This window comes from Mycolicibacterium sp. XJ1819 (assembly GCF_053483675.1).
The window spans coordinates 93549-120057 of record NZ_JBEFST010000018.1 but is presented as its reverse complement, the minus strand read 5'-3'; the positions used below and the strand labels follow the sequence as shown (position 1 = coordinate 120057).

The following is a 26509-nucleotide window of genomic DNA, read 5'->3' as shown; positions in this document are numbered from 1 at the left end:
ACCGATAGAGTTGGTCGCCGTGAGCCGACCCGCCCCGCCAGCGCTGACCGTTCGGTACGACGGATCGACCCGGACCTTCGCGGCGGGCAACGATGTCGTCGTCGGCCGTGACCTGCGCGCCGACGTGCGTATCGCCCATCCCCTGATCTCCCGCGCGCACCTGGTGCTGCGCTTCGACCACAACCGTTGGGTGGCCATCGACAACGGCAGCCTCAACGGCGTGTACGTCAACGGCAGGCGGGTGCCCGCGGTCGACATCCAGGACGCCACGCAGGTCAACATCGGCAACCCGGACGGGCCGCAGTTGACCTTCGAGGTGGGCCACCACCAGGGCGCGGTCGGGCGCACGCCGACGCAGGCGGTGCCGATCGCGACCCGGCCGCCGCAGTATTCGGGCCCGCAGACCGCCCGCCCGTACCCGCCGCCGCCACCGCCGCGGCAACAACCGGGGTACCCGTCGACCCCGCAGCCCAGATATCCCGCCGGCCCGCCGCCCGCGGGCACCGGCAGCGCGCCGACCTACCCACCCAGCGCGTCGCAACCGACCCGTGCGCCCCAGCCGTCGCGACCGATCTCCCGGCCGATCTCGCAGCCGCACATCGAATCGGCCACCGTCATGGGCCCGACGGCCGCGCCACGCTCCAGCGAGGGCAACCTCGCGACGAGCATGCTCAAGATCCTGCGGCCGGGCCGACCCGCCGACAGCATTCCCGGCGCGGTCAAGATCGGCCGCGCCACCGACAACGACATCGTCGTGCCCGACGTACTGGCCTCGCGCCACCACGCCACCTTGGTGCCGACCCCGGCGGGCACGGAGATCCGCGACAACCGCAGCATCAACGGCACGTTCGTCAACGGCGCGCGGGTGGAGTCCGCGCTGCTGCGCGACGGCGACACGGTCACGATCGGCAACATCGACCTGGTCTTCTCCGGCGGAACTCTGGTGCGCCGCACCGAGACCGAGGCCGACACCCGCACCGGCGGCCTCGACGTACACGGCGTGACGTGGACGATCGAGGGCAACAAGACCCTGCTGGACAACATCTCGATCAGCGCCCGGCCCGGCACGCTGACGGCGGTGATCGGGCCGTCCGGGGCCGGTAAGTCGACGTTCGCCCGACTGGTCGCCGGCTACACGCATCCGACGTCGGGTGTGGTCACCTTCGAGGGCCACAACATCCACGCCGAGTACGCCTCCCTGCGGTCCCGGATCGGGATGGTGCCGCAGGACGACGTCGTGCACGGTCAGCTCACCGTCAACCAGGCGCTGATGTACGCCGCCGAACTGCGGTTGCCGCCCGACACCACCAAGGAGGACCGCCGCCAGGTCGTCACGCAGGTGCTCGAGGAACTCGAGATGACCAAGCACGCCGAGACCCGCGTCGACAAGCTCTCGGGCGGTCAGCGCAAGCGCGCCTCGGTAGCGCTCGAACTGCTCACCGGGCCGTCGTTGCTGATCCTCGACGAGCCGACGTCGGGTCTGGATCCGGCGCTGGACCGGCAGGTGATGACGATGCTGCGCCAGCTCGCCGACGCGGGCCGCGTCGTGCTGGTGGTCACCCACTCGCTGACCTACCTCGACGTGTGCGATCAGGTGCTGCTTCTCGCACCGGGCGGCAAGACGGCGTTCTACGGGCCGCCCAGCCAGATCGGCGCGTCGATGGGCACCACCAACTGGGCCGACATCTTCAGCAGCGTCGCCAGCGACCCGGACGGCGCCAACCAACGCTTCATCGCCCAGCACGGACCCGCACCGCCGCAGCCGCCCGCGCAGCAGCCCGCCGATCTGGGTGCCCCGACGAAAACCAGTCTGCGTCAGCAGTTCTCGACGATCGCCCGCCGCCAAGTGCGGCTGGTGATCTCCGACCGCGGCTATTTCGCGTTCCTGATGTTGCTGCCGTTCATCATGGGCGTGCTGTCGCTGTCGGTGCCCGGCGATGTCGGCTTCGGCGTCCCCATCCCCGCACTGCAGGGCGGACCCGCCCCCAACGAGCCGGGGCAGATCCTGGTGATGCTCAACGTGGGCGCGATCTTCATGGGCACGGCGTTGACGATCCGCGCCCTGATCGGCGAGCGGGCGATCTTCCGTCGCGAGCAGGCCGTCGGATTGTCAACCACCGCATACCTGTTGGCCAAGGTCTTCGTCTTCACGGTGTTCGCGATCGTGCAGTCGGCGATCGTCACCGCGATCGCGATCGCCGGGAAGGGCTGGGGCGAGGGCGCGGTCGAGAGCGGCTCGGTGATCGGCAACCGCAGCCTGGAACTGTTCGTCGACATCGCGGTGACGACGGTGGCCGCGGCGATGGTCGGCCTGGCGCTGTCGGCGCTGGCCCGGTCCAACGAGCAGATCATGCCGCTGCTGGTGGTGGCGATCATGTCGCAGCTGGTGTTCTCCGGCGGCATGATCCCGGTGACCGATCGCATCGTGCTGGATCAGATGTCGTGGTTCACCCCGGCGCGCTGGGGCTTCGCCAGTTCGGCGTCGACGATCGACCTGATCAGGTTGGTGCCGGGCCCGCTGACGCCCAACGACAGACACTGGCAACACACCTCGGGCGCGTGGTTGTTCGACATGGCGATGCTGGCTGTGATCAGCATCGGCTACACCGCGTTCGTGCGCTGGAAGATCCGGTTACCCCGCGGCTGATCAGGCCGGCCGCACCGGGGCCAGCCGCTTGAGCGCCAGCCCGCCCTCGAACGGCCGGTAGCCGAACGCGGGTGGCGCCATGTAACCGGTGTCGCCCAACGGTGTGTGCACCTCGGCGACGGTCGGCCCGATCTCGGCGGCCACCGGCGTGAGCGCTTCCAGGTCGAACCGGTACAGCCGGGCAGCGGTACCGCCGAGGATCTTCCGGCAGGCTTCGGTGGGCTGGTCGTGCAGAGCCCAGCGGATGGCCAGCTTCGAGTGCGGCGCGAAGCCCTCCTCGTGCGGGTAGTCGCTGCCCCACATGATGTGGTCGACGCCCAGGTAGTCGAGCATCGTCGATTCGAACGGCGTGAGTTCGGAGGCCAGATAGCAGTTGCGTTTGGCGTAGTCGCTGGGCGCCATCGTCAGCTCGTCGATCGACGAACCGCCGAACATGCCGTATGTACGGTTGCCCGCCTCCGACCTCATGCTGGGCACCATCGCATCGAGAAGCAGCATCTGCTGCTGCAGCCACATGGTGCCTTGCTCTGTCGGCACGAACCGCAACGTCGGGTGTCGCTCGAAGACTCCCGCGAGGATGAGGTGTGACACCGTGCGCTGCGCCCACAGCGCCATCTCGGTGACAAGAACCGCATTCGACGCCGGCTGATCCATCGGCATCACCGGACTGCCGGCCCCGGCGTGCTGCACCACGGTCAGGTCCAGCTCGGCGCACAGCGCCCAGATCGGTTCGTAGCGGGTGTGGAACAGCGGCGCGACGTTGGGGTCACCGGGCGACACCGCGGGCACCAGCACCCCGCCGAAGCACTGCTGCTCCGCGCCCCAGCGGATCTCGTCGAGCGCCTGGTCGACGTCGTTGGGGAAGACCTGGATCAGGCCCCGGCGCCGTTCGGGGGCCAGGGCGCAGAAGTCGATCTGCCAACGGTTGTGCGCCTGCACGCCGGCCCACCGCTTGTCGAACTCGTCGCGGGTGCGCGGCAGGCTGATCGTGATGTTCGGGGTGGTCGGGAAGAACGGCGGCACGGTGTTGGGCAGCAACACCTCGGCGGCCACCCCGTCGGCGTTCATCTCCGACATTCGCAACTCGTGATCCCAATTGCGTTGTGCGGTGGCGATGATCAGGTCGTCGAACGGGCTGACGTACGACTTGGCCCACGCGTCAAACTCGTCGTGCAGACGCGACGGCAGATACTTCTTGTAATCGTGAAGGTCCGCGCCTGCGTGGGTGTCGGTGGAGATGACGACGTAGCGATCGATCGTGTCCCAGGTGGCGGCCATTACCTCGATACTGCCCCGCACCGCGGCCATGCGAGCGGGATTCCCGGATCTTGCGCGGTGTGCTCAGCAGATGTCCAGACCGTGCGCGGCGGCATGGGCCAGGCCCTGTTCGACGTCGATCTTTGCGCCCCGCAGCGAGGCGGTGGTCCACAGCGTCGGATCGGTCAGCGCCCCGCGCAGGTCGGCCTCGTCGAGTCGGATGTTCTGCAGTCGTGCGCCGCGCAGATCCGCGCGACGCAGCAGCGCCTTGCGCAGGTCGGCGTCGACGAGGCCGGCTTCGCGCAGGCGGCAGTCCGACAGGTCAACCCCGCGCAGATCGCATCCGCCGAGCACCGCCAGCGTCAGGTCGACCTCCTCCAGGGCCAACGGCCGCAACCGGCACCGGGTGAACACCGAGCCCAGCATGCTGCACTGGGCGAACCTGCTGTGGTGCAGGGTGGCCCGTTCGAAGTTGCAGTTGCGAAACGCCGAGCCGATGTGTTCGGACTCGGTGAGGTCGACGCCGCGGAAATCGCAGTCGTCGAACACCGCGCGCTCCGTGCGCAGCCGGCTCAGATCCTCGTCGCGGAAGTCGTGGCCGTTGAATTCGCGCTCGACCCAGACAGTTTCGCCGGAATCCACCGAGTCAGCCGGGCAGCGAGGTGAGACTGTCGAGGGCGTATTCCGCGACGGTGATCAGCGACGAGCGGCAGGACTGGCGGTCGCGTGCGTCGACGTTGATCACCGGCACCCGGTCGGGAAGAGATAGCGCCTTCCGCACGGCGTGAGTGGAATACCTTGGCGCGTCGTCGAATTCGTTGACCGCGATGAGGAATGGCAGTCGGCGCGCCTCGAAGAAGTCGACCGGGGCGAAGCTGTCCTGCAGCCGCCGCACGTCGACGAGGACGATTGCGCCGATGGCGCCGCGCACCAGGTCGTCCCACATGAACCAGAACCGGCGCTGACCGGGCGTGCCGAACAGGTACAGCACCAGGTCCTCGTCGAGGGTGATGCGGCCGAAGTCCATGGCCACCGTGGTGGTGGTCTTCGCGGGCGTGGCGTCCACGCCGTCGACCCCGGCCGAGGCGTTGGTCACCAGCGCCTCGGTGCGCAGCGGCATGATCTCGGACACGGCGCCGACGAACGTCGTCTTGCCGGCACCGAAGCCACCGGAGATGACGATCTTCGTCGAGGCGGCGGTCCGCACCGCCGTCGGTTCCGTCGCGGCACGGTGCCGCTCAGAGTGCCCTAAGGCCACGCAGCGTCCTTCCTATCAGTTCTCGTCGCTCGTCGACCGTCGCCGTATCGGTCAAGGTGGTGTGCACCTGCAGGTAACCCTGAGTCACCAGGTCGCCGATCAGCACCCGCGCCACGCCGAGCGGCAGCGACAACTGTGCCGCAATCTCGGCGACCGATGGGTGATCGACACACATCCCCAGGATCTGGCCCCGCACATCGTTTCCCGGCCAGCGTGGCGCCTTGCCCGACGGCTGGGTGCCGATCGGCGCCTCCAGCGGCAGGTGGACCCGGGTGTCGGTACGGCCCGCGGTCAGCGTGTACGGCCGGACCAGGCTGGGCTTCTCGGTGACCTCCCGTTCCCACAGCGAACCGCCGTCGGTCGCACGGCCGTTGTCGCCCGCGCTGTGGTCCTGCTCCGGATGGTCCATGGGCCGCTCACGAGTGCTGCGGGGCGCGTCGCCGCCCGGACTGGACGACTGTGCCGACTCGTTCCACCAAAATGGCCATCTCGTAACCGATCTGGCCGATGTCGCAGTTGCGCGCCGCCAGCGTCGCCAGGTTCGATCCGTCACCGACCCGCATCAGCAGCAGATACCCGTTCTCCATCTCGACGACCGACTGCAGCACGTGTCCGCCGTCGAACAGTTGGGCGGCGCCCGTCGACAGGCTCGCCAAACCCGATGCCACCGCGGCGAGTTGGTCCGCGCGTTCGATCGGGATGTGCTCGCTGGCCGCCATCAGCAGACCGTCGGCGGAGACCAGCACGGCGTGGGTGACTCCGGAAACTTCGCGGGCGAACTTCGAGACCAGCCAGTCGAGCGAATCACGCTGCGCCGAACGTGGCGGATAGGTCATTGGCTATCTGTTCCTCTTACGTCTCGGGCGTGCGAGCGTCCGGCGTGCACGCCGCCGAAGTGGCTGCTGATGCTCGCGCGGACCGCGTCGGGGTCGCGCCGCGGCAGCCCACCGGCGCCCTCTTGGGCCGCGGGGTCCAGGTCAGCCGCCGATGCTACCGACTCGCCGCCGTGCTCGCCGGTGTCGCCGCTGCGGTGCGCACCGCCGTTACGGTCGACCTCCTCGGCCGCACCCGGCACCAGACGGGCACCGGGTTCGCGTACCGGCAGACCCTCCTCGGTGTGCTGCAAGACCGGCGACTCCTCGGCGGCGGCCGCCGCCGACCAGCCGCGATCCCAGACCGTCTCCCAGTCGAGGTCCTCGCTGTTGGCCAGCTCGGTGGGGTCGACGAGCCACTCCGAGAGCATCCGTTGGTAGATGGCGTCGTCGGAGCCGGCCGTCTCGGATTGCTCCTGCTCGGGTTCCTCTGGATCCGGCGGGACCTCTGCCGCGGGCGACGGCTCCGGTTGAGGCTGCGGGGCCGACGCCCCGTTGCTCGCGGCCTGCGCCCTGGCGGCGAAGAACCCCGACGTGTCCGTCGGCCGCTGTGCCGCCGGCTCGTCGGCCGGCTGAGCCGGTTCAGGCGTCGGGGCCGGCTCAGGCGTCGGCGGTTCAGGCGGCGGCGAAGCCAGCGTCGACGGGATGTCGGAGATGCCACTGGCGCCGGGGCTGCGGCGCGGCAGCAACGCGACGGGCACCTCGGGATGGCCGTTCCGCCCGGATTCGGCGGGCTCTTCATAACCGTCGCCATACTCGTCGGCGTCGCCATAGTCGCCGTGGTGGTCCTCGTCGAGCGCCAGCGCCGTCGCGATGCCCGCGTGCGCATCGGCGGGAGTGCTGGTCTCGCCGAACTGGTCGGGCGTCGCCGCACCGCCGAGCAGCTCGGCGGGCACGTACACGCCGGCCGTGGTCCCCGAATTCGGTTCGCCCGCAATCGTGCTGCGCAGCCTGACCACCAACCCGTTCTGCGCAGCCAGGCGGCCGACCACGAACAGCCCCATGTGCCGGGCGGTGTACGGGGTGACCTCGCCGCCGGACTGCAGCCGGGTGTTGGCCACCCGCAGGTCGGACTCGGTCATGCCGAGCCCGATGTCGCTGACCTCGATGACCAGCCCGCCGTTGCCGGTGTGCACGGCCGACACCCGCACCTGCGAGATCGGCGGCGAGTAGCGCAGCGCGTTGTCGAGCAGTTCGGCCAGCAGGTGCACCAGGTCACCGGCCACCGACCCGGCGATCTCGCTGTCGGGAACGGTCGCGGTGACCACCCGGGTGTAGTCCTCGACCTCGGAGGCCGCGGCGTTGATCACCGCCGACACCGGCACGGGTTCGGCCTGCTCGCGGGGCACCTTCGCACCGGCGAGCACCAGCAGGTTGGCGCCGTTGCGTCGCATCCGGGCGGCCAGGTGGTCCAGCCGGAACAGGCTCTCCAGCCGGTCGGGGTCTTCCTCGTTGCGCTCCAGCCGGTCGATCAGCGCCAACTGCTGGTCGACCAGTGAGCGGCTGCGCCGCGAGAGCGTCTCGAACATGTCGCCGACCTGCAGCTGCAGCCGCGCCTGCTCACCGGCCAACAGCACCGCCTGCTCGTGCAACTCGTCGACGGCATGGGCGACCTGGCCCACCTCCTCGGAGGTGTGCACCGGGATCGGGGTGATCGGCTCGGGCTCACCGCCGGCGCGGACGTGTTCGAGCTCGCGGACGAGATCGTCGTGGGCCACCGACAGCGCGCTGTCGCGCAGTCGGCGCAGCGGTCGCACCAGTGAGCGTGCCACCAGGACGACGATCAGCAGCGCGACCAGCAGCGCACCGGCGACGACCGCCGAGTCGCGGATGACGTCCCGGCGTTCCTCGGCGTCCTGGCCCTGCACGGCGGCGCCGATCGACTTCGTGGTGTCCGTGATGACCTGGTCGGCGATCTGGTCGGTGGCCTGGATCGAGGCCAGCAGTTCGGGGTTGTTGACCAGCACCGCGGCCGGGTCGGACACGATGCCCATCCGCTTGACGAACTCGGCCTGCAGCCGCGCGGCCTCCGCCGAGCCGACGCCGAGCACCTGGTTCATCCCGAACAGCGTCGACGGCTCGGTCCCGGCCAGCGTGGTCATCCTGGTGCGCAACTCGGGTTCGGGCAGTTCGGCGCCCAGATTCACCAGCAGCTGCTGCATCATCATCTGGCCTCGGGCGCCGACCGCGCGAGACAGCCCCGACGTCTCGGCCCGGATGCGGGCGTCGTCGACGCGGACCGAACCGTTGATGGCGTCTTCGGCGGTCAGCAGAATCGGCGCGTAGGTGGCGACCCGGTCGAACAGGGTGATGCTGTTGGACGCGACCTTGTCCATCAGCGCCTGACCGTCGTCGATCATGCTCGTGACGCCTTCGCGGACGTCGGATGCGATATCGGTCTCGTCGAGGCGGCGCTGCAATTCCCGCTTGGTGGCATCGAAGTTGGTCAGCGCCGCCTCGGGGTTGCCGCCGGTGGAACTCGCCAACATTGCGCCGTCCAATGCGGCCATGTAGTCGACGATGGCGGGCACCATTTCGGCGCGATCGGCTGCGCGCCGCAAATCGGAGGCCTCCGTCGCGCTGCCATAGATGCGCAACCCGCCGAACGTCGCGGCCAGGACCAGCGGCACCAAAACGATCGCGAAGACTTTCCACCGGACCGGCCAATTCGACAATGCCCATCGCGACGGGCGTTTGATCGGGGTCTCGGGTTTCGGTTCGAAATCTACGATGGTGCCGTCTGACTGCTTCAGCTGCGTGAATGCGCTCATCGGCGCACACCCGCGCTCTCGGTCGGGTGTCCGCAATTCAGCAATTGAGCGTGATTCATAAGGCTTCCTGCTATTTCCGTCCGCACTCGATGGACGGTTCTGCCCCTGGCAATTGCACGAGTATGCCAGCGAAGTGCTGCCGTTTCCACAATTCTTACTGAACAGACAGAGTTCGAAACTCAATGGTAGCGGGCTTGTGTGCGGTGAGAGCAAATAGCCGGCGGCCACACCGCGTGTGCTGAACTGTCGGGATGTTCCGGCTGATGTTCTACTCGCCGCGCATCGCACCGAACACCGGCAATGCGATCCGAATGGTGGCGGCCACCGGGTGCGAATTGCATCTGGTGCAGCCGCTGGGATTCGATTTGTCCGAACCCAAACTGCGTCGCGCCGGATTGGACTACCACGACCTGGCCTCGGTCACCGTGCACCCCGACCTGGCCGCCGCCTGGGATGCGCTGGCGCCGGCCCGCGTCCACGCATTCACCTCGCAGGCCGCCACCTCGTTCACCGACATCCGCTACGAGGCCGGCGACGTGCTGCTGTTCGGTCCCGAACCCGACGGACTGGACGCCGCGACGCTGGCCGACCCGCACATCACCACCCAGGTGCGCATCCCGATGCTCGCGGGCCGACGCTCACTGAACCTGTCGAACGCGGCGGCGGTCGCCTGCTACGAGGCGTGGCGCCAACACGGCTTCAACGGCGGGGTGTGAACGTATCGAAGTGCGCGATCTGCTCGACCGGGAGCCGCTTGGCGGGCCGGAAGTCGGTGCCCAAGGTGTAGGCGACCGGGAACAATCCGCCCTGGCTGTACTGGTCGAACGGGATGCCCAGGATCTCCGCGGCCTGTTTCTCCCCGTCGCCGATCAGGTGCAGCGTGGTGTAGGCCGACCCCAGTCCGCGCGACCGCAGCGCCAACATGTAGCTCCACGTCGCGGGCAACAGCGAGCCCCAGAAGCTCGCGCTCACCCCGCCCGGCATCCCGTCGGTCCGGCCTTCCAGGCACGGCACCAGCAGCCACGGCACCTCGTGCATGTGCTCGGCCAGATACTCCGCCGACGACAACACCAGCGGCCTGCGTTCGCCGCGGGTGTCGCCCTCGGCGTATTCGGGATCGGGCATCTGCCGGTAGGTGCTCCAATTGGTGCGGTAGATCTCGGCGAGCGCCTTCTTCTTGGCCGGATCCTCGACGAACACCCACTGCCAGCCCTGCGCGTTGGAGCCCGTCGGCGCCTGCAGGGCCAACTCGAGGCATTCCAGCAGCACCTCTCGGGGCACCGGCTTCTCCAGGTCCAGCCGCTTGCGCACGGAGCGCGTGGTGGTGAGCACTTCATCGACGGACAGATTCAAGGCCATTTCTGGAGACTACATTTGCCTCATGGCAGTGGAATTTCCGCAAGAGGTGTCCGATCGGTTGACCTCCGGCCAGTTCGGCTGGTTGACCACGGTCGCGAAGTCCGGTCAGCCGGTTCCGCGACTGGTGTGGTTCTACTTCGACGGCACAAACGTCGTCGTCTACACCGAACCGCACGCCGCGAAGGTCAGACACATCAAGTCGCATCCGCGGGTGAGCCTGAACCTGGACTCCGACGGCAACGGCAGCGGCGTCGTCGCGGTCGGCGGGGTCGCGACGATCGATGCCGAGGATTCGAATCCGTTGCGAGACGACCAGTATCGCGCCAAGTACGGTGAGCTGGCCGCGCGCATCGGTTTCAGCGACGAGTTCCTGGCCGCCTACAGCACCCGGCTGAAGATCAACGTCGACAAGGTGTGGACGACGCCGAGCTAGGCCGCACCGCGACGGCGCACAGGCCGAGCAGTGCGATCACCACGACCGCCGTTCTGGCGCCGACGGCGTCGATCAGCGCACCCGCCGCCGGCGCGCCCAGGGCCTGCCCGGCGGCGAGAGTGAAGAACGACAGCCCGACCCCGAACGACGCGCTGTCGGGGTAGATCCGCACACCCCACAGCAGGACCAGCCCGGTCAGCGCGATGTAGGCGCCGCCGAACATCGTGGCCGCCAACAGGATCGCGGCCGGCACGGCGGGGGCGGCGGCCAGCAGCACCGACGCGGCGGCCATCGCCACGGTGGCCACTATCCAGGCCCTGCGCAGGCCGATGCGTTGGACGGCGTCGCCGGCGAAGGCTCCGGCGATGCCCGCCGCGCCGAGCACGATCCACATCAGCGTCGACTGGGTGGCGTCGGCGCCAGCGGTGATGATCAGGTCACGGCCGAACGTCCACACCGCGACGCTGCCGATCCCCGTCAACAGCGATGCGGTCAGTAGACCGAGAGTGCCGTCGCGCCAGCGCCGGTGCGACCGAGACCCGGACGTCTCGCGCGGTGACGACGGGACGGCGCGGGCAAGGAAGATCGTGACCAGCGCCGCAATCACCGCGTACACGGCCCACGCGGCGCGCCACTGATCCAGCATCAGCAGGGCGACCGGCGCGGAGAGCACGACCCCGACACCCGTTCCGCCGTTGACGACCGTCTGGGCGCGGTCGGCCTTGTCGGGTGGGACGTGCCGAGCCACCGCGGCGGCCAGCGGTGGCGAGGCGATTCCGGTGCTGCACCCGGCGACGAGGATCCCGGCGGCCAGCACCCACGCCGACGGCGCCGCGGCGACGATCGAAATACCCACTGTCGCAACCACCCCGGCGGTGACGGCTACCCGCCGGGCGCCGAGTCGTTCGGTGAGCAGGGTGCTCGCGATGATCGCCGCGCAGTACCCGATGTAGCTTCCGGCGCCGATCGCCCCCGCCAGGGTGGGGGTGAGGTCGAATTCGTCGGCGAACACCGGCGCGAACAGGCCGTAGGTGAACCGGGCGAAGCCGTAACAGCAGGCGATGAGCGCGGTCCCGGCGCCGACGAGGAAGACCAGCGATCGCGCCACCGGTCCACGGTAGCGGGCTAGCGGAAGTCGCGGCTCTTGGAGGCGACCGCCAAGGTGAGCTTGTCCATCCGGTCGGCGACGACGGTGACCGCGCCGGTCGCGTTTTGCACCTGACCGCGAACCAGTAGCGCCGGCGCCGTCTGCGCCAGCTTGCGGTGACGGGCCCAGACGCCGCGCGAACACAGAATGTTGACCAACCCGGTCTCGTCCTCGAGGTTGAGGAATGTGACGCCCTGCGCGGTGGCGGGCCGCTGCCGGTGCGTCACCGCGCCGGCCACCAGCACCCGGGTGCCGTCGGGGACGTCCAGCAGTTGGTCGGCGGGCACCACGCCGAGCGCGTCGAGGTTCTCGCGCAGGAACTGGGTGGGATAACTGTCGGGTGAGATGCCGGTGGCCCACACGTCGGCGGCGGCCAACTCCAGTTCGGTCATCCCGGGCAGCGTCGGGACATGCGACGACGACCCCACGCCCGGCAACCGGTCGGGCCGCTGGGTGGCGGCCGCCCCTGCGGCCCACAGACCTTCGCGGCGGGTGATCCCGAAGCAGCCCAGCGCCCCCGCGGTGGCCAACGCCTCGGTCTGCGGCACACTCAACTGGATCCGCTGCGTCAGGTCCAGCAGAGAGGTGAACGGCCCGTGGGCTTTTCGTTCGTCGACGATCCGCTCGGCCAGTTCGTCGCCGATGTGACGGACGCCGCCCAAACCCAGCCGCACCTCGGCGCCCCGGTTCTCCAGCGTGGCGTGCGCGAGGCTGGCGTTGACGTCCGGACCGTGCACGGTGACGCCGTGCCTGCGGACGTCGGCCACCAGCGTCTGCGGCGAGTAGAAGCCCATCGGCTGCGCGCGCAGCAGCGCCGCGCAGAACGCCGCCGGATGATGCAGCTTGAACCACGACGAGTAGAACACCAGCGACGCAAAGCTCAGCGAATGACTTTCCGGGAAGCCGAAGTTGGCGAAGGCCTCCAGTTTCTCGTAGATCCGGTCGGCCACCTCACCGGTGATGCCGTGGCGCTGACGCATTCCGTCGTAGAACCTGCCCCGCAGCCGGCGCATCCGCTCGGTCGAGCGCTTAGAGCCCATCGCTCGGCGCAGTTGGTCGGCCTCGGCGGCGGTGAACCCGGCACAATCCACCGCGAGCTGCATGAGTTGTTCCTGGAACAGCGGCACCCCCAATGTCTTTCGCAGTGCTGGCTCCATCGACGGGTGCTCGTAGGTGACGGGCTCTTGACCGTTGCGGCGCTTGATGTACGGGTGCACCGAGCCGCCCTGGATCGGTCCGGGCCGGATCAGCGCGACCTCGACCACCAGGTCGTAGAACACCCGCGGTTTGAGCCGCGGCAGGGTGGCCATCTGCGCGCGGGACTCCACCTGGAACACCCCGACGGAGTCGGCGCGCTGCAGCATCTCGTAGACCGCGGGCTCGGACAGGTCCAGTTTGGCCAGGTCGACATCGATGCCCTTGTGCTCGCAGACCAGGTCGATGCAGTAGTGCAGGGCGGAGAGCATGCCCAGACCGAGCATGTCGAACTTCACCAATCCGATTGCCGCGCAGTCGTCTTTGTCCCATTGCAGCACGCTGCGGTTCTCCATGCGTGCCCACTCCACCGGGCACACATCGGCGATCGGACGGTCGCAGATCACCATGCCGCCGGAGTGGATGCCCATGTGCCGCGGCAGGTTCGAGATCTGTTTGGCCAGATTGATGACCTGCTCGGGAATGTCCTCGGTGTGCGAGGCTTCGGCCAGGTTCCCCCATTGACTGAGCTGTTTGCTCCAGGCATCCTGCTGGCCCTGGGAGAATCCCAGCGCGCGGGCCATATCGCGGACCGCGCTGCGGCCGCGGTAGGTGATGACGTTGGCGACCTGGGCCGCGTAGTCGCGGCCGTAGCGGTCGTAGACGTATTGGATCGCTTTCTCGCGCAGGTCGGATTCGATGTCGATGTCGATGTCGGGTGGTCCGTCGCGGGCCGGAGACAGGAACCTCTCGAAGAGCAGTTCGTTGGCCACGGGGTCGACGTTGGTGACGCCGAGGGCGTAGCAGACCGCGGAGTTGGCGGCCGACCCCCGACCCTGGGCCAGGATGTCGTTCTGTCTGCAGAACTGGGTGATGTCGTGTACCACCAGGAAGTAGCCGGGAAACTTGAGTGCCTCGATGACCTTGAGTTCGTGCTCGATCTGCGCGTAGGCCCGCGGCGCCTGCTGCGGCGCGCCGTATCGGCGCCTAGCCCCCACCATGACGAGGTGGCGCAGCCAACTGTCTTCGGTTTCCCCGGACGGTACATCTGGGTACGGCGGTAACTGCGGCGCGATCAGCGCAAGCCCGAACGCACACTGCTCGCCGAGATCGGCCGCCGCCGTCACCACTTCAGGACAGTGAGCGAACAGATGCGCCATCTCCGCTCCGGAGCGCAGATGCGAACCGCCCAGTGGGGCAAGGTAACCGGCGGCCTGGTCCATGGAGTGCCGGGCGCGGATCGCCCCCATGGCCATCGCCAATCGGCCGCGAGAGGGCTCGGCGAAGTGCGCGGCGGTGGTGGCCACCACGCTCAGGCCGAAGCGCGGCGCCAGGTCAGCCAGAGACGCGTTGCGTTCGTCGTCGCAGGGCTGCCCGTGGTGGGTGAGTTCGACGCTGACCCGGTCCGCGCCGAACCGGTCCACCAGATCGGCCAGCGCCTCGGCGGCCGCATCGGGGCCGCCGTGCGAAAGCGCCTGGCGGACATGACCTTTACGGCATCCGGTGAGGATGTGCCAGTGGCCGCCCGCCGCTTCGGTCAGCGCGTCGTAGTCATAGCGCAGCTTGCCCTTCTCACCCCCGGCCAGATGCGCCTTGGCGAGCTCGCGCGACAGCCGCCGGTAGCCTTCCGGACCGCGGGCCAGCACCAGCAGATGCGGACCCGGCGGGTCGGGGTCTTCGGTCCGGTCACCTCCGCCGAGGGACAGTTCGGCGCCGAACACCGTCGACATCTCCAGTTCCTTGGCGGCCTCGGCGAAGCGCACCACCCCGTAGAGCCCGTCGTGGTCGGTCAGCGCGATCGCCCGAAGATCGAGCCGGACGGCCTCTTCGACGAGTTCCTCCGGCGTGCTGGCGCCGTCGAGGAAGCTGTACGCCGAGTGCGCGTGCAGTTCGGCATAGGGCACCGTCGAGGCCGCCCGCTCCACGTCGAACGCCTGATACGCCCCACGCTTGCGCGACCAGGCCGGACTGTCCCCGCCGTCCCCGATCTGCTCGTTGTCGTGGTGATACTCCCCGACCAGCTCGTCGATCGGCCAGCCCGCTCGGCGCGGTTTGCCCTCCAGCACCCGCTGCATCTCGGTCCAGCTCGGCGGTCCGGTGTGCCAGCCCATGGGAGCAAGTCTATCGAACTGGTGTTCGATATGTCAGGTGCCACCTTCGCGCATAGCCGCGGTGCGATGAGCTCGGGCTATGAGCCCGGATCGCCCGGGCTGCCGGGGGCGCCGGGGTCACCGTCGGTGCCGCCCTGGCCGGGAGTGCCCGGTGAGCCCGTAGAGCCCGTCGTACCCACCAGACCTCGGGTGCCGCCGGCCCCGCCGGCGCCCGCCGCGCCACCGGAACCAGCCGGGCCACCACCGCCGGCGATGCCGGGTTGACCGCCCATGCCCGGGAACTTCCGGTTGGCTGCCGTGGAGCCAGTCGCGTTGCCTCCGTCGCCGCCGTCGCCGGCGTCGCCGCCCGTGTCCCCGTCGCCGCCGATCCCGCCGACGCCTCCGCCACCGCCGCTGCCGCCGCTGCCGGCGATCAGTCCGCCGCCGCCGCCGTTTCCGCCCTTACCTCCGGCCGCTGCGTCCTGGCCCGCTGCGCCATCCGCGCCGTCGCCACCGCGACCGCCGTTACCGGCTCGGGCGATTCCCGACGTACTCGCGTTCGGGCCGGCGCCGGCGATCGCGTTGCCGCCAGTGCCGCCGTCGCCGCCGTCGGCGCCGGGGGCCATGCCGTCACCGCCCCGGCCGCCGGGGCCGCCGGTGGCCGTCGGCCCGCCCAGGAGATTGAAGTTCACCTGCGCCTGGCCACCGGTCCCGCCGGTGCCGCCCGGCCCGGCGACGCCGCCGCCCGCACCACCGACACCGCCTGGGCCCCCGGTGACGCTGAGCGGGTTGTTGGCTCCGCCCAGAGCCAGCCCCGTCCCGCCGTTACCGCCGGCTTCGTTGTCGTTGGCGCCTCCGACGGAGGCGTTGTTGAGCGGAGCGAGCACGTTGTTCTGGCCGTTGGGGGCCTTCGACACGCCGTCCCATACGCCGTTGACCCCGTGCGCGCCGTTGCCACCCGGACCGCCGAGGCCACCGGAGCCGCCGTTGCCGAACAGACCCGCGGTGCCGCCGTTGCCGCCGTTGCCGCCGACTTGGGCCGCCGAGACCCCGTAGACGCCGTCGCCGCCCCGCGCACCGTCGCCGCCGTCACCGCCATTGCCGAGGCCCCGCCGAAGCCGCCGTCGCCGCCGTTGGCGCCGGGGTCGGTCCCGTCGCCGCCGCGGCCGCCCGTACCGAACAGGCCGGCATTGCCGCCCTTGCCGCCGTTTGCGCCGGCGCCACCGTTCCCGAACAGCAATCCGCCGTTTCCGCCGTCGCAGTCGGAGCCCGTACAGTTGGCGTCCGCACTGAGGCCGTTGCCGATCAGCCAACCGCCCGGACCGATGATGGGGGCGCCGGACTGGATGCCGGCGAGAACTTGGTCGAACAACCGGACGACGCCGAGTTGATCCAGACCGGACAGGAACGGGGCGCACGCGAGCGGGCTCTGTGAGAGAGTCGTCGGACCCGCCGGCAGACCTGCCGTCAATCCGGCCACGATTTCGCGCAGCGGCGCAATCAAATCCGGCGGATACGTGTCGGGAAGCAACGGCCCGCCGATACCGGTCAACACCTCCGTCACCGCGTCGCCGACGAATCTGCTCGCTGTCGAGATGATGTCCCCCGGCACCGCCAAGGCCTGCATCACGTTCGGATCGATGGGCTGATTGAAAAGGCCTGCCAGCGCGCCGTAGCCGAACTGCAGCGACTCGGTGGTCGCGTTCCCCAGCCCCATCCCCAACAGCAGGATGCCGTCCCCCGGTAGGTACAGCATGTCCTGGAAGGTCATTGTCGGTGTCCCGAACGGGATCAACTCGTCGGGCCGCTCCAGCGTCCGCCCGTAGGTGCCGTCTGGGTTGCGAACCCAATCCGGGTAGGCGGTGTTCACCAACATCTGCGTGATCGGATTGAGGGCCGTCGAGATCGGATTCGGGACCGCTTGACCGACAACGAGACTGAGCAGGTCAGTGCGCAGTCGCACAGGCGCCAACAGTGGCATCTGGCCATCCGGCGGCATGATGGTGCCGTAGATCGTCCCGTCGGCAGCGACGTACGGGACGAAGACCGGAAGTGCCGACGGGTCCAGCAGGTTCGTCAGGAAAATCGCCGAGGCAATCGAATTGGCCCAGGCGAGCGGGTTCGCGGTCGCGGGAGCGTCGGAGAACAGGTCGAACGCCCAGGTGAGGTCGGTGAGGCCGACGGTGTAAGTGCGACCGTCGACGGAGAAGTTCTGACGTTCGGGCGTGACGATTTCGTTCGGCGGCACTCCGAACAGCACGCTGGTGATGACCGGAAGCCGGGTGTAGAGGCCACCGTTGCCCCGAGTCGGGTTGCGCAGCAGCGCCACCACCAGCAGCTCCTGGTCAAGGAGGAAGCCGGGATCGTTGACGACATAGGCCGGCGGTACGCCCTCATTCGGCGTGGGCGGGTTGAAACCCGTAATCGTCACCACCGCAGGGTCATTCAATCGCGGCCCAGCGCCCTGCACCGGGTCGAAACCGGCGCGGGTATTGCCGTTGGCGCTGTCCAACATCGCCCGGTAAGCCTGCGACATGGCATAGGACCCCTGGCCGTAGGCGACGACGTTGACGTTCGTCAGATATGTCGTCCCGTTGCCCACGGCAAGGGGATTGTTGTTCCACACCAACAGGTTGGGCAGACCCCAGAACGGATTGGGAAGGTTGGGGAAGACCAGTGGGTCGGTGTCGTGGGTTGCGACGAGGGCGTTGTTGATGCCCAACGGGTCCGTCGACAACGTCGTCGTGCCCGGAATCGTGATCCCCAACGGGAGACCGACGGTATAGGTGGAACTCGTCGCCGCCTCGGCGGCGCTGGGCGTCAGGGCAAGCGCAGCAGTCATTGCTGTGCTCGCGCTCATCAAAGCGAGCTTCTTGAACCTCTTCCTGTCACGCCGAGCGGCCCGCCGCCGCCTCGCCCTGTGACTTTCTGGTTTGGATGCCAATTCGCGCATGACAGACCACCCCTCGCGAGAACCAATCTCTGGAGCGGCAGGTTAGCAGCGTTATTAACGATGCAGTCAAAAATAACCGGTAGCCGTGAAGCGGTTATTGAAATCGCAACAAGAGTTTGCGGTACCAGAATGCGGTTAACAGGGGTTTTGGCATGGCGGGGTGGTGCCACGAGCACCGAAATCGTCACGATCGACAACACGGCCGATACGACATCAGACTCGCTAAGGCAGTTCGTCCCGTCCCAACTGATCCCTCGGCACGACGACGATCGGCACCTCGAGCACCCGCAACATCTTGGCCGCGGTCGAGCCGAGGAACAGTCGCCGCGGCGCGCTGAGCCGACTGGAGCCGACCATGATCACATCCCCGTCCCGCCAGGCGAGCTTCGCGACCGCATCCTCCACGGTCGTACCGTCGACGACCGTGGACGTGACCGGAATCTCCTCGGGCAGCTCACTTTTGGCGGCGTCGAGGATCTGCTCGGCATGCTCTCGCGCCCGCTGCCGGATGGCGTCGTCGTCGCCACGCAGCGCGCCGAACACCGGGTCGAGCGCCACCAGCGAAACCAACCGCAACGGACTGCCCGCAGCCCGGCTGAATCTGACTGCGTTCTGTAACAACAGATCCGCACCTTGCCGCTCACCGAGGGCGCACGTCACCTCCCGCACCCGATCCACCGACGACTCCCGAAGCCCCCGCGGCGCCACCGCGACCGGCACCGGCGAGGAATGCAACAGCTCATTGACGACCGATCCCAGGGTGAGCCTGCCGATCAGGCCTCCGCCGGTACCGCCCACCACCACGACGTCGGCTCCGAGCCGGGAGCTCTCCTTGATCAGCCCCTCGGCCGCTGATTCGTCGAAACGGACATGGCTGTCCGTGGCGATCTCGCCGGGCACCGACTTACAGGCTTCGTCGAGCCATTCCTGGGCCTGTTCGGCGAGAAGCTGCTCGTAACCGCCCGGCAGCACGACGCCGGGCACCACCCGGTAGTCGGGCGGCAGCACCATGCACAGTTCGAGTTGCGCATCGAGGGTGCGCGCAAGACGAACACCGAGCGCGAGCGCATCGGCGCCGCCGGCCGTCGCCAGATAGCCCACGAGCACCTTCATCGCTCAATCCTGACAAGCGGTGACGGCCGTCGCTCCCGCTTTTGCCGAAAAGTCAGCCGGTGAACTCCGCGGCACCGTCGTCGAGAACGACGCGGCTGTTCGAGCCGTCCGGGTGGGCCGCCTCGGTGCGGAACACCGCACGCCCGGCCTCGGTGCGCCAAATCGACGTCGTCAACGTCTCACCGGGAAACACCGGCGAGGTGAACCGGGCGTCCACCGCACTGACCTTGGTGGCGTCACCGCCGCCGAGCTCGGACACCAGCGCGCGCCCGGCCACCCCGTAGGTGCACAAGCCGTGCAGGATCGGCTTTGGGAAACCGGCCATCTCGCGCGCGAACCACGGATCGCTGTGCAGCGGGTTGCGGTCGCCCGACAGCCGATAGATCAGCGCCTGGTCCTCGCGGGTGGGCAGAGAAATCGTCGAGTCCGGTGTGCGGTCGGGGATTTCGGGTGCAGCCGGACGCTGACCGGGTTGCCCGCCGAAGCCGCCTGCACCCCGGATCACCGCCGTCATCATCGTCTCGGCCACCACCTTCGACGTATCGGGATCGGTACCGGTCGCCTTGAGCATGACGATCGCGTTCTTGCCCTCCCCCTTGTCCTGGATGTCGGCGACCTCGGCGACGACGCTGAGCTTGCCCGCCGGCCGCAGCGGTTCGTACAGCCGGATCGCCTGAGAACCGTGCAGCAGCATGGCGAAGTTGAACGAGCCGATCTTGGCCGCCGCGGCGAACGGTAGGCAGGCGATGACGGCGAACGTGGGCAGCACCTGCTGCTCGATCCCGTGACTGTTCTCGGTGGTGAACGCCAGATCGTCGGTGCCGGCCCCGACCCCGAGCGCGTACAGCAGCGTGTCTCGGTCGGTCCATTCGAAGAGTTGCGGTTCGGTCTTGGCGCCTACGGCGTTCGGGTCGATCGACATAGGCGGACGCTACCGCTTCCGCTGCTTGGCGCATGGGTATTGACGTATGGCCGACGAGGGGTGACCATTGCTCGCATGCGCTATGTCGTTACCGGCGGTACCGGGTTTATTGGCCGCCGCGTGGTGGCGCGACTACTGGCTCAGCGCCCGGACGCCGAGGTGTGGGTCCTGGTGCGTCGCGGGTCCCTCTCGCGCTTCGAACAGCTGGCCGCCGACTGGGGTTATCGGGTGAACGCGCTGGTCGGCGACCTCACCGCGCCGGACCTGGGGCTCACCGGCGAGGTCGTCGCCGACCTCGGCGACGTCGACCACGTCGTGCACTGCGCGGCCATCTACGACATGACCGCCCCGGCCGCCGACCAGCGCGCCGCCAATGTCCAGGGCACCCGTGCGGTGGTCGACCTGGCCGCGCGGTTGGGCGCGACGCTGCACCACGTGTCCTCGATTGCGGTCGCCGGCAACTACCGCGGCGAGTTCAGCGAGGACGATTTCGATGTGGGCCAGGACCTGCCCACCCCCTATCACCAGACGAAGTTCGAGGCCGAACTGCTGGTCCGTGAGGCGCACGGGTTGCGCTATCGGGTGTATCGCCCCGCGGTGGTGGTCGGCGACTCGCAGACCGGCGAAATGGACAAGGTCGACGGGCCCTACTACTTCTTCGGCGTGCTGGCGAAGTTCGCCCGGCTGCCCAAATTCACCCCGATGCTGCTTCCCGACACCGGCCGCACAAACATCGTCCCTGTCGACTTCGTCGCCGACGCCCTCGTGGCGATCATGCACGCGGAGGGCCGCGACGGGCAGACCTTCCACCTCACCGCGCCGAAAACTATTGGGCTGCGCGGTATCTACCGCGGGGTGGCCAAGGCGGCCGGGTTGCCGCCGCTGCGCGGGTCGCTACCGCGCGCCACCGCGGTGCCGGTCACCCACGCCACCGGCCGTGCCAAGGTGCTGCGCAACATGGCGGCGACCCAACTGGGGGTGCCACCGGAGATCCTCGATGTCGTCGACCTGCGCCCGAGGTTCACGCGGGCCAACACCGACGAAGCGTTGCACGGCACCGGGATAACGGTGCCGGAGTTCGAGTCCTATGCGGGCAGGCTGTGGCGGTACTGGGCCGCGCATCTCGATCCCGACCGCGCCCGCCGCGACGATCCGGCCGGGCCGCTCGTGGGCCGGCACGTGATCATCACGGGCGCCTCCAGCGGCATCGGGCACGCTTCGGCGATCGCCGTCGCCGAACGCGGCGCAACGGTATTCGCGTTGGCGCGCAACGCAGAAGCGCTCGACGAGCTGGTCGCCGAGATTCGTGCGGCCGGTGGGCGGGCCTACGCGTTCACCTGTGACGTCACCGACTCCACCTCGGTCGAGCACACGATCAAGGACATCCTGGGCCGGTTCGGTCACGTCGACTATCTGGTCAACAACGCGGGCCGGTCCATCAGACGCTCGGTGATCGCCTCCACCGACCGGTTGCACGACTACGAACGTGTGATGGCGGTGAACTACTTCGGCGCGGTGCGGATGGTGCTCGCGATGCTTCCGCACTGGCGTGAACGCCGGTTCGGCCACGTGGTCAACGTGTCGAGCGCCGGTGTGCAGGCACGCAATCCGAAGTACAGTTCCTACCTGCCGACCAAGGCGGCACTGGACGCGTTCGCCGACGTGGTGGCCACCGAGACCCTGTCCGATCACATCACGTTCACCAATATTCACATGCCGCTGGTGCGCACGCCGATGATCGTGCCGTCCCGCCGTCTCAACCCGGTGCCGGCGATCAGCGCCGAACACGCCGCGGCGATGGTGGTGCGCGGCCTGGTGGAAAAGCCCGCACGCATCGACACCCCGCTGGGTACGCTCGCCGACTTCGGTAATTATCTGACGCCGAAGCTGTCCCGACGCATCCTGCATCAGCTTTACCTCGGCTACCCCGACTCCGCCGCGGCGCGCGGGGAGACCTTCGAGCCGACCGAGCCGACGGCGCGACGCCCCAGGCGGCCGTCGCGCACGGTGACGCCGCTGCGCGTCCCCGGCCCGGTCAAGCGGGCGGTGCGGCTGGTGCCCGGAGTGCATTGGTGACCGACGGGGCCCTATCGTTGGCGGGATGAATCCTGTCTTCGTCGACGTCGACACCGGCGTCGATGACGCGATGGCGTTGGTGTACCTGTTCGCCAGCGACGACGCCCGGGTGGTGGGAATCGCTTCGACCGCGGGTAACGTTGCGGTGCAACAGGTCTGCCGCAACAACCTCGCCCTGCTGGACCTGTGCGGAATGGGCGACGTTCCGGTGTCGAAGGGCTCCGAGCAGCCACTGAGCACACCGCTGCGGACGGCCGAGGACACCCACGGTCCCGAGGGCATGGGCTATGCCCGACTGCCCGCCACCGACCGGACGCTCACCGATTACGACGCCGCCGAGGCCTGGATCCGAGCGGCCCGCGAGTTTCCCGGCGAGTTGGTCGGGGTGGCCACCGGCCCGCTGACCAACCTGGCGCTGGCGCTGCGCAGGGAACCGGCGCTGCCCGGGATGCTGCGCCGACTGGTGATCATGGGCGGCGCCTTCGACTACCGGGGCAACACCACGCCGGTCGCCGAGTGGAACATCAGCGTCGACCCCGAAGCCGCCGCCGAAGTGTTCGCGGCCTGGTCCGAGAACCCGCCCGGGCATCTTCCGATCGTGTTGGGGCTGAACCTGACCGAGCACATCGCGATGACGCCGGCACTGCTGGCCCGGCTGGCCGAGGAGGCTCGGTCGTCGTCGACCCCGATGAGCGAACGCGACGGCCGCGGCACGAGATCGACGGCGTCCAACCCGTTGATCGCGGTGCTCGAAGACGCGATGAGGTTCTACTTCGAGTTCCACTTCGACCAGAACGAGGGCTACCTCGCCCATCTGCACGACCCGCTGGCCGCCGCCGTGGCACTGGATCCCGACCTCGTCGAATATCGTGCTACCACACTAGGTGTCGAGCTCACGGGGACGTTGACGCGGGGTATGACCATCGCCGACTGGAGCCACCGGTGGGGCCGGGAGCCCAATGCGCACGTCGGTGTTCACGTCGACCCGACAGGATTCTTCGACCGGTTCATCGCCCGGGTCGGGACGTTCGCGCAGCGACTGGGTTGAATTCTGATACGCGTCTCACCGGAGGCGCGACACGATCGCCGGACACGAGGTGAACTCGTGCGGCCATCGGTGTACCTCAAATCCAGAGTACCGCCGTGCACTCGTCGTCGATATTCGCGCCGCAGGCCACAACGGTCCACTAACGGTCACCGTCCTTGCGGGCCGACGAATTGAGTTCTGCCACATTCCAGGTGCTGATGCATCGGAACAACGCGAAGGTCACCGCCGCGGCGGGCGACCCTTCCGAGGCGTCGTGGGACCGGCATAATGCTGCCGTGGGAGTCATCTACCTTCTTCGGCACGGCCAGGCGCCCGTCGAATCATACGGATCTATGCCGGGCTCATCATTACCAGGTCACGGTCTGACTCCTCTTGGCCGGGAACAAGCAAGGCTGGCGGCCGCAGCGCTGGCGCGCCGCGTCGACAGCTTTGACTGGGCTGTCTCGGGCGAAATCGATCGGCAACGGGAAACTCTCCACATCGTGATGGAGCGGTTTGGCGGCGACTTCTCGGAAAACACCGATCCGCAGTGGAACGAATACGATCTCGACGCAGTCCTGGGTGGCGGCGGTGTGGCCGCAACGACCGGCGGTCGGGAACTCCAGCGCCTGGTTGACGATCGGCTTTCGCGGTGGACGGAATGCGCCGGAGTGGACGACGATTTTCGAACTGAGACATACGCGCAATACCGCCAACGTTGCACCGCAGCGCTTATGACGGTCCAACGGCATGCTGTATCAGGGAGGTCAGTCCTCGTCGTGTCTTCGGCGGGCACCATCAGCCATGTCACAGCGAATCTATTAGGCATGGATGCGCGGTCCTGGATTCAGTTGTCGCGCACGATGCTTAATGCATCCATCACGAAACTGATCGTGGGACGAACCGGCACTTCGGTGATGTCTATCAACGATCACGCCCACCTGGACACGGGCCACAGAGCCGAAAAGCGTGGCTTGATGACATTTCGTTGACGTGCTTCGCGCACCTGAAACCGATGTTGCGCAGGTGATCGACGGACCAGGAGACGCTCTCGCGCCTCGCTTCGAGCCTCATCGGTGCGGGGCACGGCTCCCGTGGAACCTGCAACGTGGACCGCTTCCGGCCACGTCACACCTGCCGAAATGTCCAATGTTTTAGTAGTTGCCAACATGCGATAAATCTTGAGGCCTTCGCCCTGTGGCTAACCCGACAACCAACCGTCCGATCTTTCCCTTCACTTGGCCACCATCTGTCGTCCATCATGCCGAAACTGACTAACAGTTCAGACAGTTAGTCGAAGACAGCTGCGTAAACATGCGACGCGAACAGGGACACCACGCGGGTCCGCCTCCCAGCTGCCACCGGTTGCGACGGATCAGAACAACTGGTTGACCACCCGGCGCGACCCACGTATTCTCTGCTAACTATTCGACATTTACACGAACGGGAGGGCACGGGTTGACGTCGCCACGTGAACAAGGGGCCGGCGTGGCGTTGGACACGCCCGCAATCGTCGAGGAGCTTTGGGCGCGCGAACAGATACGGGACTGCTTATACCGATACAGCCGTGGGATCGATCGCTATGACCTAGATCTGGTCTTGTCCTGTTACCACCCCGACGCGATCGACGAGCACGGGATATTCAACGGCAATCTCGAAGGTTTCACCGAGCTGATACATCAGTTCCGCGGCCCGCAATCCGAGTTCGGAATCATGCAACATGTCATGACCAACACGTTGATCGAGCGTGAGGGCGATGTGGCGCACGTCGAGTCATACCTCTACAACCCAATGGTGCGTCGGCATGCAGACCCGACGCAACCGGACGCACTTGTGGGCGGACGCTTCATCGACCGCTTCGAAAAGCGGAACGGGCGATGGGCGATCGCGCACCGGCGGGTGGTTTTTGACTACTCCCGGATGTCGGCGCCTACTGCGCAGATGTGGGATCAATGGCCAGCTGACGAAATTCATTTTGGCACAACGGATCGTAATGACCCGCTATATAAGGCATTGGGAGAGTAAATGACCGAATCGCTCGACCTGCGCGCAGAGAAGATCGCGATCTGGGCCGGTCTCATCAGCATGCTCCTCCTCTTCGGAGGCGGCTACATCTTGTCCGGTCTGGTGATACCGCCTTCCGCAATGGACTCCAGTGAAGCCGTTGTCGCCCGCTATATCGCCGATATCGGTCCGATCCGTATCGGTTGCTTCCTTATGGTTACCGGCTTCAGTTTCGTGTCGCTGTGGGGATGCGCGCTCGCCTCGCTTACGCGTCACGTGAAAGGTCACTCGTCGGTCATTACCTACACGCAGGTGACCTGCATCGCTGCGGTGCTCGTCATCGTGCTGTTCATTCCCATGATGTGGGCCATCGCGGCGTTCCGACCCGGTGAGATCGCCCCGGACATCACTGTCTCGATCAGCGATATCGGCTGGTTCCTCTTTCTCTATCCCTGGCCACCCCTGATGATTTGGCTTGTCGTAACGGGATGGACGATATTGACCGACAACTCGGCCGAGCCCGTGTTCCCCCGTTGGGCCGGGTACTTGTGTTTATGGACCGCGCTGTGTTCGGTTGCCGGCGGCCTGATGTCCTTCTTCAAGGACGGGCCCTTCTCTTGGAGTGGCGTGTTCGCCTACCTGGTTCCGCTCGGGGTGTTCTTCATCTGGATGGTCTCGATGTCAACAGTCATGCTGAGAGCCATCAAACAACTCGAAACTCCCAGCACCGAACCCCTCCAGCGCGTGAGCGAACCCATAGAGAAGGAACTGGCATGACCGACACCATATATGGGGTAAGAAATCAACCAGAAGACGCACCGAGCGCCCGTAGTCGCATACCGGGGGAGCCTGGTCTGTGGATTCTGATCTTCGGCGACATGGCCGTATTCACCATTCTGTTCATCGTCTATCTGAATTCGCGCGCTGCGCACCCCACTCAGTTCGCGGAGTCACAGAATCTGCTGAACCGTCATTGGGGCGCGATCAATACCCTTGTGCTACTAACTAGCTCGCTATTGGTGGTGTTCGCCGTGAAGTCCCGCCGCGACCCACAGCTTGCCCAACTCACCCGCCCGTTGACACTTGCGGCTGCCGGGGTCGGCGCGTGTTTCGTCCTGATAAAGGCAATCGAATACAGCACCAAGGTTGCTGCTGGGCTGACACCGAGTACCAACGAATTCTTTACCTACTACTACGTCATCACCGGCATACACCTGTTCCATGTGCTTGTCGGTCTCGGCGTACTGTTGGTCATTGCGCAGTCGTATTGCAATCAACGGTCCACTCGTGGCAAGACCGCTCTTCTCGAGGGCGGCGCATGCTTCTGGCATCTGGTCGATTTGCTCTGGATCGTCATTTTCCCCCTTCTATACTTGGTGAGGTAAT

The 26509-nt window shown here is 67.4% G+C and carries 22 protein-coding genes; 9 read left to right on the top strand and 13 right to left on the bottom strand.

Annotated features, from left to right (window positions below; genetic code table 11):
• Positions 1 to 19 precede the first annotated feature (19 nt).
• On the top strand, positions 20 to 2647 hold the full coding sequence (locus ABQE89_RS20145) for an FHA domain-containing protein (RefSeq protein ID WP_448419849.1): 2628 nt from the start codon (positions 20 to 22) through the stop codon (positions 2645 to 2647).
• Here the strand turns inward: ABQE89_RS20145 and ABQE89_RS20140 are convergent, their stop codons facing one another.
• From ABQE89_RS20140 to ABQE89_RS20115, 6 genes are all read right to left on the bottom strand, one after another.
• Positions 2648 to 3925: an amidohydrolase family protein gene (locus ABQE89_RS20140; RefSeq protein ID WP_448419847.1), complete on the bottom strand. Its 1278-nt coding sequence runs from the start codon at positions 3923 to 3925 to the stop codon at positions 2648 to 2650. It abuts the gene before it with no gap.
• 63 nt (positions 3926 to 3988) lie between these two features.
• Entirely contained in the window at positions 3989 to 4546 is a 558-nt protein-coding gene (locus ABQE89_RS20135; RefSeq protein WP_448419845.1) for a pentapeptide repeat-containing protein, read from the bottom strand.
• A gap of 4 nt (positions 4547 to 4550) precedes the next feature.
• The gene (locus ABQE89_RS20130; protein ID WP_448419843.1) at positions 4551 to 5162 is read right to left on the bottom strand and encodes a GTP-binding protein; all 612 of its coding nucleotides are present in this window, start codon (positions 5160 to 5162) and stop codon (positions 4551 to 4553) included.
• Positions 5143 to 5508 (bottom strand): DUF742 domain-containing protein, encoded by a 366-nt coding sequence (locus ABQE89_RS20125; RefSeq protein ID WP_448419879.1) that lies wholly within the window; start codon positions 5506 to 5508, stop codon positions 5143 to 5145. Before ABQE89_RS20125 ends, ABQE89_RS20130 begins: the two co-directional genes overlap by 20 nt.
• Positions 5509 to 5578: 70 nt before the next feature.
• Entirely contained in the window at positions 5579 to 5998 is a 420-nt protein-coding gene (locus ABQE89_RS20120) for a roadblock/LC7 domain-containing protein (RefSeq protein WP_448419841.1), read from the bottom strand.
• On the bottom strand, positions 5995 to 8805 hold the full coding sequence (locus ABQE89_RS20115; RefSeq protein ID WP_448419839.1) for a HAMP domain-containing sensor histidine kinase: 2811 nt from the start codon (positions 8803 to 8805) through the stop codon (positions 5995 to 5997). The genes ABQE89_RS20120 and ABQE89_RS20115 overlap by 4 nt, the downstream gene beginning before the upstream one ends.
• Before the next feature lie 251 nt (positions 8806 to 9056).
• Here ABQE89_RS20115 and ABQE89_RS20110 point away from each other — a divergent pair, with 251 nt between their 5' ends.
• Positions 9057 to 9521 (top strand): tRNA (cytidine(34)-2'-O)-methyltransferase, encoded by a 465-nt coding sequence (locus ABQE89_RS20110; protein ID WP_448419837.1) that lies wholly within the window; start codon positions 9057 to 9059, stop codon positions 9519 to 9521.
• On the opposite strand, the gene ABQE89_RS20105 is transcribed toward ABQE89_RS20110, so the two are convergent.
• The gene (locus tag ABQE89_RS20105; RefSeq protein ID WP_448419835.1) at positions 9505 to 10164 is read right to left on the bottom strand and encodes a nitroreductase family protein; all 660 of its coding nucleotides are present in this window, start codon (positions 10162 to 10164) and stop codon (positions 9505 to 9507) included. The genes ABQE89_RS20110 and ABQE89_RS20105 overlap by 17 nt on opposite strands.
• A gap of 22 nt (positions 10165 to 10186) precedes the next feature.
• On the opposite strand from ABQE89_RS20105, the gene ABQE89_RS20100 reads away from it, so the two are divergent.
• Entirely contained in the window at positions 10187 to 10597 is a 411-nt protein-coding gene (locus ABQE89_RS20100; RefSeq protein ID WP_448419833.1) for a TIGR03667 family PPOX class F420-dependent oxidoreductase, read from the top strand.
• On the opposite strand, the gene ABQE89_RS20095 is transcribed toward ABQE89_RS20100, so the two are convergent.
• The 6 genes from ABQE89_RS20095 to ABQE89_RS20070 form a co-directional block, all read right to left on the bottom strand.
• Entirely contained in the window at positions 10563 to 11705 is a 1143-nt protein-coding gene (locus tag ABQE89_RS20095; RefSeq protein ID WP_448419831.1) for an MFS transporter, read from the bottom strand. The two genes, ABQE89_RS20100 and ABQE89_RS20095, sit on opposite strands and share 35 nt — an antisense overlap.
• A gap of 17 nt (positions 11706 to 11722) precedes the next feature.
• On the bottom strand, positions 11723 to 15049 hold the full coding sequence (locus tag ABQE89_RS20090; RefSeq protein WP_448419829.1) for an error-prone DNA polymerase: 3327 nt from the start codon (positions 15047 to 15049) through the stop codon (positions 11723 to 11725).
• A 77-nt stretch (positions 15050 to 15126) separates the two neighbouring features.
• A complete protein-coding gene (locus ABQE89_RS20085) occupies positions 15127 to 15720 on the bottom strand; it encodes a hypothetical protein (RefSeq protein WP_448419827.1) in 594 nt (197 codons plus the stop codon).
• Complete coding sequence (locus ABQE89_RS20080; RefSeq protein WP_448419825.1) at positions 15717 to 17888, bottom strand: alpha/beta hydrolase family protein; 2172 nt, start codon at positions 17886 to 17888, stop codon at positions 15717 to 15719. The genes ABQE89_RS20085 and ABQE89_RS20080 overlap by 4 nt, the downstream gene beginning before the upstream one ends.
• A 315-nt stretch (positions 17889 to 18203) precedes the next feature.
• Positions 18204 to 19094 (bottom strand): universal stress protein, encoded by an 891-nt coding sequence (locus ABQE89_RS20075; protein ID WP_448419823.1) that lies wholly within the window; start codon positions 19092 to 19094, stop codon positions 18204 to 18206.
• Positions 19095 to 19146: 52 nt separating this feature from the next.
• Positions 19147 to 20016, bottom strand: a complete 870-nt coding sequence (locus ABQE89_RS20070; RefSeq protein ID WP_448419821.1) for a MaoC/PaaZ C-terminal domain-containing protein — start codon at positions 20014 to 20016, stop codon at positions 19147 to 19149.
• A 75-nt stretch (positions 20017 to 20091) separates the two neighbouring features.
• Here ABQE89_RS20070 and ABQE89_RS20065 point away from each other — a divergent pair, with 75 nt between their 5' ends.
• The 6 genes from ABQE89_RS20065 (at position 20092) to ABQE89_RS20040 (ending at position 26508) form a co-directional block, all read left to right on the top strand.
• Positions 20092 to 22092, top strand: coding sequence for an SDR family oxidoreductase (locus tag ABQE89_RS20065; RefSeq protein ID WP_448419819.1), 2001 nt, complete (start codon positions 20092 to 20094; stop codon positions 22090 to 22092).
• 25 nt (positions 22093 to 22117) lie between these two features.
• Positions 22118 to 23140: a nucleoside hydrolase gene (locus ABQE89_RS20060; protein ID WP_448419817.1), complete on the top strand. Its 1023-nt coding sequence runs from the start codon at positions 22118 to 22120 to the stop codon at positions 23138 to 23140.
• A gap of 155 nt (positions 23141 to 23295) precedes the next feature.
• A complete protein-coding gene (locus tag ABQE89_RS20055; protein ID WP_448419815.1) occupies positions 23296 to 24111 on the top strand; it encodes a histidine phosphatase family protein in 816 nt (271 codons plus the stop codon).
• A gap of 496 nt (positions 24112 to 24607) precedes the next feature.
• Entirely contained in the window at positions 24608 to 25144 is a 537-nt protein-coding gene (locus ABQE89_RS20050) for a nuclear transport factor 2 family protein (protein ID WP_448419813.1), read from the top strand.
• Positions 25145 to 25900 (top strand): hypothetical protein, encoded by a 756-nt coding sequence (locus tag ABQE89_RS20045; RefSeq protein ID WP_448419811.1) that lies wholly within the window; start codon positions 25145 to 25147, stop codon positions 25898 to 25900.
• Positions 25897 to 26508 (top strand): cytochrome c oxidase subunit 3, encoded by a 612-nt coding sequence (locus ABQE89_RS20040; protein WP_448419809.1) that lies wholly within the window; start codon positions 25897 to 25899, stop codon positions 26506 to 26508. The genes ABQE89_RS20045 and ABQE89_RS20040 overlap by 4 nt, the downstream gene beginning before the upstream one ends.
• Position 26509: the final 1 nt, after the last annotated feature.

What these genes read in the sequence shown, in the direction of transcription:
- ABQE89_RS20140 (WP_448419847.1), bottom strand. Translation starts at nt 3,925, where the DNA reads ATGGCCGCCACCTGGGACACGATCGATCGCTACGTCGTCATCTCCACC.
- ABQE89_RS20120 (WP_448419841.1), bottom strand. Translation starts at nt 5,998, where the DNA reads ATGACCTATCCGCCACGTTCGGCGCAGCGTGATTCGCTCGACTGGCTG.
- ABQE89_RS20115 (WP_448419839.1), bottom strand. Translation starts at nt 8,805, where the DNA reads ATGAGCGCATTCACGCAGCTGAAGCAGTCAGACGGCACCATCGTAGAT.
- ABQE89_RS20110 (WP_448419837.1), top strand. Translation starts at nt 9,057, where the DNA reads ATGTTCCGGCTGATGTTCTACTCGCCGCGCATCGCACCGAACACCGGC.
- ABQE89_RS20105 (WP_448419835.1), bottom strand. Translation starts at nt 10,164, where the DNA reads ATGGCCTTGAATCTGTCCGTCGATGAAGTGCTCACCACCACGCGCTCC.
- ABQE89_RS20100 (WP_448419833.1), top strand. Translation starts at nt 10,187, where the DNA reads ATGGCAGTGGAATTTCCGCAAGAGGTGTCCGATCGGTTGACCTCCGGC.
- ABQE89_RS20090 (WP_448419829.1), bottom strand. Translation starts at nt 15,049, where the DNA reads ATGGGCTGGCACACCGGACCGCCGAGCTGGACCGAGATGCAGCGGGTG.
- ABQE89_RS20080 (WP_448419825.1), bottom strand. Translation starts at nt 17,888, where the DNA reads ATGAGCGCGAGCACAGCAATGACTGCTGCGCTTGCCCTGACGCCCAGC.
- ABQE89_RS20075 (WP_448419823.1), bottom strand. Translation starts at nt 19,094, where the DNA reads ATGAAGGTGCTCGTGGGCTATCTGGCGACGGCCGGCGGCGCCGATGCG.
- ABQE89_RS20070 (WP_448419821.1), bottom strand. Translation starts at nt 20,016, where the DNA reads ATGTCGATCGACCCGAACGCCGTAGGCGCCAAGACCGAACCGCAACTC.
- ABQE89_RS20065 (WP_448419819.1), top strand. Translation starts at nt 20,092, where the DNA reads ATGCGCTATGTCGTTACCGGCGGTACCGGGTTTATTGGCCGCCGCGTG.
- ABQE89_RS20060 (WP_448419817.1), top strand. Translation starts at nt 22,118, where the DNA reads ATGAATCCTGTCTTCGTCGACGTCGACACCGGCGTCGATGACGCGATG.
- ABQE89_RS20045 (WP_448419811.1), top strand. Translation starts at nt 25,145, where the DNA reads ATGACCGAATCGCTCGACCTGCGCGCAGAGAAGATCGCGATCTGGGCC.
- ABQE89_RS20040 (WP_448419809.1), top strand. Translation starts at nt 25,897, where the DNA reads ATGACCGACACCATATATGGGGTAAGAAATCAACCAGAAGACGCACCG.